Origin of the sequence: Halorubrum sp. Ea1 (assembly GCF_002252965.1) — an archaeon.
In the GTDB taxonomy this organism is placed as follows: domain Archaea; phylum Halobacteriota; class Halobacteria; order Halobacteriales; family Haloferacaceae; genus Halorubrum.
In genome coordinates this window covers 3456-11203 of record NZ_NHPG01000011.1, presented here as the reverse complement: position 1 = coordinate 11203, position 7748 = coordinate 3456, and the positions used below count along the sequence as shown (strand labels likewise).

Below are 7748 nucleotides of genomic sequence, written 5' to 3'. Positions count from 1 at the left end.
AGACAGGGTCGTCGTACAGCTGGGAGCTCGGCGCCGCGAAGCCGACGACGTCGTCGTACTGAACGGCGGTGTCGGCGATAAAGGCCGGCGTGACCGTCTCCGGAGAGGGGTTCAACACGGCTTCGAACACCTCTCCGGGGCGTCGCTCGGCGGCGAGCAGCCTCTCGACCAGGTCGTCCCCCCGTTCGTTGACGGAGACGGAGGGGTGGACCCACGACGACCGGTCGTCGCCCGCCGCGCTCGCGAGGGGGTCAGTAGAGCGGTTCAGGTACTCGTACACCAGCGTCGGCAGCTCGGATCCGTCGGCGCTCACCGATCCTCACCCCCGGTCGACACTGCCCGTGTGAGGGGCGCCACAGGAGTTCGCACCGCGCCGTTTCGAGCGGGGTTCATACCTGCTATTGTCGTAGTATCGCCGATAGTTCTACGTCCGAAGATATGTGGCAGGCCGGTGTGATACCGAATATGTCCGTGTGAGTTGCCGCGGTCGGCTGGCGGCCGTCACTCGAAGAAGCCGCGCATGATCTTCGACTCCGCGGCGCGGAGGTGCTGGTGGAGCGTCGACGAGGACACGTCGAATCGGTCAGCGAGGTCGGTGCCGCTGATGCGGCGCGGATCGTCGTAGTACCCCTCTCGGAGCGCCGTCTCCGCGATCTCTCGCTGGCGGGTGGTCAGGTCCGGCTCCCCGGTCGACCCGTCGGGGCCCCCGGACGGCTCGGAGACGTGCCGCTTCGAGACGAGCCGACACGAGTCGGAGACGGGAACCAGCGCCGCCCGGACCCGCCCGATCACCGTCGGATCCGTCGTCCGAAACGCCAAGACGTCGGCGTCCGGGCGGGAACGGACGCCGCGCAGCCGCGTGTCCGTCCCGGCGAGCACGTCGCGGACGGCGGCCAGCGAGCGGTCCGGCGTGTCCCGCATCCGCACGGCGACCTCGTGGGTGTCGCGGTCGACGGAGTCGACGCCGTCGAGTTCGATGCCCGGCGTCGCCGCGACGTAGTCGCGGAACGCCGTTTCGGTGTAGCCGTCGACGCGGCCGGTCAGGTGAAAGCTCTCGCCGCCGGTCATCGCGACGTGCTCGACGGCGATCGAGCCGTCCGCCGGGAGGCCGGGGAAGAGCGGCGACGGCCGCCGGCACTCCAGGGCGAAGGCGATAGGCGCGTTCGACGCGGTGGCGGACTCGAGCGTCGACAGGCGCATCCCGGCGGCGTCCGCGACCGCGCCGAGCGCCCGCCGCTCCGGCTCGGCGAAGCACTCGGCGTCCGTGCTGATGAACTCGGCGACGGCGTGGACGGTCCCGTAGTGGCTCACCGGAACCGCGAACGACTCCCGGTAGCCGAAGTGGAGCAGCCGGTTGATCCACTCGCCGTGACCGGCCGCGGTCGCCTGCCCGTCCACGGCGTGCTGCCGCTCGTCGCGCGTGGCGGCGACGACCGCGGGGAACGACTGCTCGTCGGTCTCGTACAGCTTCGCGGGTCCGCCCGGCTCGGTCACCTCGACCGGGTCGACCCGCTTTGCGGCCGGGTCGTACGTGCCGACGAACGCGTACTCCGCCACCCGACCGCCGACGTCGACGATCGCTTCGCGCACCGCAGCCGGCGTCTCCGCCGTCGCGATGGTCTCGACGGCGTCGACGACGCCCTCCCGCAGGTCCCTGTGCCGGTTCGCCTGTCGCCGGGTGCTGGCGACGTCGTTCGAGAGGCCCGCTATCGACGTCTCCTGGCGGAGCTGGGTGAGCGCGGCCGAGACCTGCTGGCTCACCGCCCGGATGAACGACTCCAGCGACTCGTTCCGCTCGTCGACGACCACGCTCAGCAGGCTCGTGTCACCGAGCTGCGTGGCGAGCGCCTGCTTCCCGGCCGCGTCGGCCGAGTCGACGACGGCGTCGGCCGGGAGCCAGCACGTCTCGGGCTCGCTGAACGCTCGCCAGAGGTCCGTCTCGCCCGGCTCGATGCGTCGGCGACTGGGCGGGGCGGCCTCGTCGCCCGCGGTCGCCAGCCGCACCAGCTCCCCCTCCGAGGTGTCGCGGTCGTATATCGCTAGCTCGTCCGCCGTCACCACGTCGGCGACCGCCTCGACGCAGGCGTCGAACGCGTCCTGCGGGTCCGTCGCCTGGAACACGCGGTTGCTCACGGCGTAGAGGTTCGTCAGCCGGCGCTGACGGTCGAGCTCGTCGCGCGCGTCGGTGAGGTCGGTGATGTCGTTGGCGACGCCGAGCACCGCGTCTCCCTCGCCGTCGACCGGAGAGAACGGGATCTTCCACGTCTCCAACACGCGTTCGTTGCCCGCGGCGTCGGTCAGGGCCTCCTCGGTGCGATGGAGCGGCTCGCCGGTCTCGATCACCCGCCTGTCGTCGTCGGCGAACGCGTCCGCCTCGTCCGGGTCGGTCGCGTAGTCGGCGTCGGTCGATCCGATCAGGTCCGAGACCGTGGTGCCGTACGCCTCGGCGACCGCCTCGTTCGCGAGTAGGAACTCGCCGTCGGTGTTCTTCGCGAATATCAGCTGCGGGACCGTGTTGATGACGCGTTCGAGCTGGTTGCGCTCGGCCTCGATGCGGTCGCGTGCGGCGCGCAGCTGTCGGCGCTGCGCGACGAGTTCGATCGCCGTCCGGAGGTACTGCGTGACGATCAGGATGAGCTCGCGCTCGTCCTCGTCGAGGGCGTCCGACTCCCGCGCCCCGACGATGAACACGCCGTCGTCGCCGACGGGGACGATGAACTCCGTGCTGATCGGCGTCGCCGAGTTATGGACCCCGCGCTCCGCGGCGACGTCCGGATAGTACGCCGGCGTCCCGGCGTCGAACGCGTCCCACGCGAGCGACTCGTCCGGGCGGAATCGCGGCACGTCGTCGACGATCGACGCCCCCTCGTCGGAGACGGACACCGGGACGAGGGCGTCGTCGGGGGCGCTCGGCCCGGCGGAGTCCGTCTCGGCGGCGCCGTCCGCCCAGTAGCCGGAGAACGGTCGGTCGATGATCTCCGCGATCCCCTCGATCGCGGTGTCGATCACGTCCTCGTACTCGTCCGCGGTCATCAGCGTCTCGGCGAGCGACCGCGTCTCACCGAGGCGGCGGAGCCGGCGCTCCTGCTCGGTGAGGTCGAGGTTGACACAGGTGATCCCGCCGTCGGGGAGCTGCGCGAGCGACACGCGTTGCGTGATCGGCGTGCCGTCCCGCTTGACGCCGACCAGCTCCCCGTCCCACGATCCCGTCTCCGCGACGACCGGGAGGACCTCGCGTTCGATCCGCTCGATGACATCGTCCGCGTAGATCTGTCGCCACGTCCCGCCGAGCAGCTCGTCGGCGTCGTCGTAGCCGAACATCGTGACGTGGGCGTCGTTGAGGTACGTGTACGTGCCGTCCGCGTCCAGCAGCGCGATGCCGGATGTCGTGAGGTCCATCGCGGTCGCCTGCCGTTCGACCCGGGTGAGGTGCGCCACCCGCTCGCTCGCGTCCGTGAAGATGCCGAGCACGTACTCCGTGCCGGCGTGCGTGAACGGCGTCGACCGCACGTCGACGGGCACCGTCGACCCGTCCGCACGCAGGATCGTGACCGGCTCCGCCGCCTCGCCGGAAGCGCGTTCCCGTCCCGCGTCTCGGACCGCCTGAAACCCCTCGCGCACGTTCTGCTCGGCCTCCGGCGGGTGAAGCTCGGTCTGGTGCATGCCGACGAGCGACGAGCGGTCGCGACCGAACAGCTCGGTCGCAGCCTCGTTGACCGCGACGACCGTGCCGCTGTCGGCCTCCGCCGCGAGGATCGGAGAGGGAGCTTTTATCGCCAGCCGCGCCAGGAACGGGTCGGCCCCAGAGTCGGCCGAGATGCGATCCAAACTCATCTTGTTACGTAAATCAGTATTCCGAACTGACCTGAGTGTATCGGCTCGGGAGCGCTCCCGAGCGCTCGGGAGCGATCACGTGACGTGGGGACGGATCGCACGAAAACCGTTAAGCCCGGCTGTCGCCTATGAGCGTGTATGAGCGCTGACCGGTCCGCGTTACGGCGGGCCATCGAGCGCGGCGAGCGCGACGGCGGCGCGATCGAGTTCAAAGAGCGGCTGACACGCGAGGTCCACTTGGCGGAGGGACGCATGGAGTCGCTCGTGGCCCAGCTCCGCCACCGAGTGCTCTCGGGCGACGGCGAGGCGACGTACGTCCTCGGCGTCACCGACGACGGCGGGCTGGCCGGGATCGCGCCCGAGACCTTCTCCGAGACGATGGACGTCCTCTCGCTGTTGGCCGACGAGGCGGACGCCCACATCGCCGACGTGGAGACGTGGAGCGCCGGCTCGGCCGGCAACGGCGGTTCGGAGGGACTCGTCGGTCTCGCGACCCTCCGCGACGGCGGGATGTTCGAGACGGACGACGACCACCTCGTGGTCGGCACGGCCGGCCACGTCGACCACGGGAAGTCGACGCTCGTCGGCACCCTCGTGACCGGGCGGGCCGACGACGGCCAGGGCGGGACGCGCGGCTTCCTCGACGTCCAGCCCCACGAGGTCGAGCGGGGGCTCTCCGCCGACCTGTCGTACGCCGTCTACGGCTTCGAGGAGGCGGGCGGCGAGCCGGTCCGGATGGATAACCCGCACCGCAAGTCCGACCGCGCGCGGATCGTCGAGGAGGCCGACCGACTCGTCTCCTTCGTCGACACGGTCGGCCACGAGCCGTGGCTGCGGACGACGATCCGCGGGCTCGTCGGCCAGAAGCTCGACTACGGGCTCCTCGTCGTCGCCGCCGACGACGGGCCGACGAAGACGACCCGCGAGCACCTCGGCATCCTGCTGGCGACCGAGCTGCCGACGATCGTCGCGATCACGAAGGCGGACGCCGTGAGCGACGACCTGGTCGCCGAGGTCGAGCGCGAGGCCGAGTCGATGCTACGGGACGCCGGGCAGACCCCCCTCCTCGTGGACCGCCACGGGATCGACGCGGCGGTCGCGGAGGTCGGCGACGGCGTCGTGCCGCTCCTCCGGACCAGCGCGGTGACGAAGGACGGGCTCGGAACGCTCGACCGACTGTTCGAGACGCTTCCGAAGCGGGCGACCCCGGAGCGCGCGGAGTTCCGGATGTACGTCGACCGGAGCTACAAGGTGACCGGCGTCGGCGCCGTCGCGTCCGGCACGGTCAACTCCGGCACCGTCGAGGCCGGCGACGAGCTCCTCCTCGGCCCGATGGCCGACGGCTCCTTCCGCGAGGTGGAGGCGCGCTCGATCGAGATGCACTACCACCGGGTCGACAAGGCGAGCGCCGGCCGGATCGTCGGCATCGCGCTGAAGGGGGTCGACGAGGCGGAGATCGAGCGCGGGATGGCCCTGGTGCCGCGCGAGAGCGACCCCGACCCCGTCCGCGAGTTCGAGGCCGAGGTGATGGTGCTGAACCACCCGACCAGAATCCAGGAGGGGTACGAGCCGGTCGTCCACGTGGAGACCGTCTCCGAGGCCGCCGTCTTCGCGCCCGAGGGCGGCCGGCTCCTGCCCGGCGACACCGGACAGACGCGGGTCCGGTTCAAGTTCCGGCCCTACCTCGTGGAGGAGGGCCAGCGGTTCGTCTTCCGCGAGGGGTCGAGCAAGGGCGTCGGGACGATTCGGGGCGTGGACTCGGCGGAGTGAGTCGGTCGGCGGGGGGTGCGGTCGTCGGCCGGGCGGTTCAGTCCCCCTCGACGGAGACGAGTTCCATCAGCGGGTAGCCGTCGGCCATCGTCATCTGAGTGCGAACCGTCACGCCCTCGTGTTCGATCCGCATCTCGACGTCCATCAGCGAGCCGGTGAGCTCCGTGTAGCCGTTCTCGTGGTCGATCGCGTCGGCGACGCGGTCGTCGTGGATGTCGACGGTCACCGACTCGCAGAACGGCTGGTTCTCGATCGACTCGGCCATCGCGGCCTCCAAGCTCCGCGTGCTCGACGGGCTGACCGGCGTCCCGGCGAACTGGTGGTACAGCGAGCCGAACTTGATCCCGGCCTCGAAACACGCCTGCTGGGCGTCGCTTGCCATGTCCGTACTGCGGCGGCAGCGGCCTAAGAGGCTTCGGAGGGTGGCGGCGTTACTCGGTGGCCGTCGGCGGATCTCCCAAGAGCGACTCGACGGGAAGCGGCTCGATCCCCGTCTCGTCGAGGTAGCGCTCCAGCCGCGGGACCCGGTCGGCGAAGTCCTCGGGGTCGTGCGAGTCGGTCCCCACGACGAACCGGACGCCGCGGTCGCGGAACGCCTCCGCGAACGGATCGGTCGGATGAAACAGGTCGAACTCGCCGCGGTCGCCGGCCCTGCCGGCGTTGATCTCGGGAACGGTCCGGGAGTCGGCGCAGGCGGCCGCGACCCGGTCCCGGTGGGCGGCCGTCGTGAGCCCGCTGAGCGCGGGGTGGTTCTCCACGAGGTCGACGTGCGCGAGCACGTCGAACAGTCCCGACCCGACGAGCGAGACGATGGCGTCGTAGTAATCGTCGACGAACGCGCGGCGCTCGGCGTCGCTCGCGTCGTCGAACGACTCGAACGGGAACGCCTGCTTCCCGGCGACGTAGTGGACGCTGCCGATCGCGTAGTCGAAGTCGGCCGCGGCGAGGAAGTCGCCGATCGCGGGCGCTAACTCGGGCTCGTAGTCCATCTCGACCGCGTCGTAGAGGGTCAGATCGGTCCGGTCGGCGGCGACCGCGAGCGCCTCCCGCCGGCGCTCGTGCGTGCGGTCGAAGTTCCGGTTCCACAAGAGGCGCTCGTCGCGCCACGCCTCGCTCAGGCTGCAGTGGTCGGCGAACCCGACGGCGTCGAGCCCCGCCGCCTCGGCAGCGTCGACCATGAGCGGGATCCCGGACCCGTCGGAGTAGGACGTGTGCGCGTGGACATCGGCGGTCACTCCTGAAGGGAAGGGCCGGAGCGGCGTAAGCCCGTCGCGAGCGTGGAGCCGGGAGAGACGGCCGGCCCTCGTCCACCCGGTCGTTCCCGAACCGAAGCCGTTTGGTTCGAGGGTCGAAATCGGTCCGTATGAACGCGCTTCGCGTGACGGGCGGCCGCGTCCTCCGCCCGGACGGCGCCGTGACCGAGGCCGACGTGACGATCGACCGCGACGCGAGGACGATCCTCGCGGTAGGGGAGGAGACCGCGGACGGCGAGGGAGGGGCCCCGGCGACGCCCGACGAGACCCTCGACGCGACGGGGTCGCTCGTGATCCCCGGCCTCGTTAACGCGCACACGCACGCCGCGATGACGCTGCTCCGCGGGTACGCCGACGACAAGCCGCTCGACGCGTGGCTCCGAGAGGATATCTGGCCGGCCGAGGCCGAACTGAACGACGACGACATCGAGGCCGGCGCCGCGCTCGGCGCGCTGGAGATGATCCGCTCGGGGACGACCGCGTTCGCGGACATGTACTTCGCGATGGACCGGGTGGCCGAGGTCGTCGACCGCGCCGGCCTGCGCGCGCGGCTCGGGCACGGCGTCGTGACGGTCGGCAAGGGGGAGGCCGACGCCCGCGCCGACGTCGAGGAGAGCATCGCGGTCGCCCGCGAGCTCGACGGCGCCGCCGACGGGCGGATCCGGACCGCGTTCATGCCGCACTCGCTGACGACGGTCGGCGAGGAGCTCCTGCGCGAGGGGGTCGCGGCGGCGCGCGAGGCCGGTGTCCCGGTGCACCTCCACGCGAACGAGACGGTCGACGAGGTCGACCCGATCGTCGACGAGCGCGGGGAGCGCCCGGTCGCGTACGCGGCCGACCTCGACGCGCTCGGCCCGGACGACTTCTTCGCGCACGGCGTCCACCTCGACG

6 protein-coding genes are annotated in these 7748 nt (G+C 71.2%); 2 read left to right on the top strand and 4 right to left on the bottom strand.

Going from position 1 to position 7748, the window contains the following annotated elements:
* Both DJ73_RS01540 and DJ73_RS01535 read right to left on the bottom strand, forming a co-directional pair.
* Nucleotides 1-313, bottom strand: a 313-nt coding sequence (locus tag DJ73_RS01540) for a hypothetical protein (RefSeq protein WP_141212882.1), incomplete at its 3' end; no start/stop codon positions are given.
* Nucleotides 314-501: 188 nt separating this feature from the next.
* Complete coding sequence (locus DJ73_RS01535) at nt 502-3834, bottom strand: PAS domain-containing protein (protein WP_094557109.1); 3333 nt, start codon at nt 3832-3834, stop codon at nt 502-504.
* 138 nt (nt 3835-3972) lie between these two features.
* Between DJ73_RS01535 and DJ73_RS01530 the strand changes: the two genes are divergently transcribed.
* Nucleotides 3973-5604, top strand: a complete 1632-nt coding sequence (locus tag DJ73_RS01530) for a GTPBP1 family GTP-binding protein (RefSeq protein ID WP_094557108.1) — start codon at nt 3973-3975, stop codon at nt 5602-5604.
* 37 nt (nt 5605-5641) lie between these two features.
* On the opposite strand, the gene DJ73_RS01525 is transcribed toward DJ73_RS01530, so the two are convergent.
* Entirely contained in the window at nt 5642-5986 is a 345-nt protein-coding gene (locus DJ73_RS01525) for a dihydroneopterin aldolase family protein (protein ID WP_094527615.1), read from the bottom strand.
* Nucleotides 5987-6035: 49 nt separating this feature from the next.
* Nucleotides 6036-6839 carry a PHP domain-containing protein gene (locus DJ73_RS01520; protein ID WP_254921560.1) on the bottom strand — a complete coding sequence of 268 codons (804 nt, stop codon included), beginning with the start codon at nt 6837-6839 and terminating at the stop codon, nt 6036-6038.
* Between the two features lie 128 nt (nt 6840-6967).
* On the opposite strand from DJ73_RS01520, the gene DJ73_RS01515 reads away from it, so the two are divergent.
* On the top strand, nt 6968-7748 hold a 781-nt coding region (locus DJ73_RS01515), incomplete at its 3' end, for an amidohydrolase family protein (protein ID WP_254921559.1).

Bases quoted from the DNA above. Each gene is read 5' to 3' on its own strand.
- DJ73_RS01535 (WP_094557109.1), bottom strand. From the start codon at position 3,834: ATGAGTTTGGATCGCATCTCGGCCGACTCTGGGGCCGACCCGTTCCTG.
- DJ73_RS01530 (WP_094557108.1), top strand. From the start codon at position 3,973: ATGAGCGCTGACCGGTCCGCGTTACGGCGGGCCATCGAGCGCGGCGAG.
- DJ73_RS01525 (WP_094527615.1), bottom strand. From the start codon at position 5,986: ATGGCAAGCGACGCCCAGCAGGCGTGTTTCGAGGCCGGGATCAAGTTC.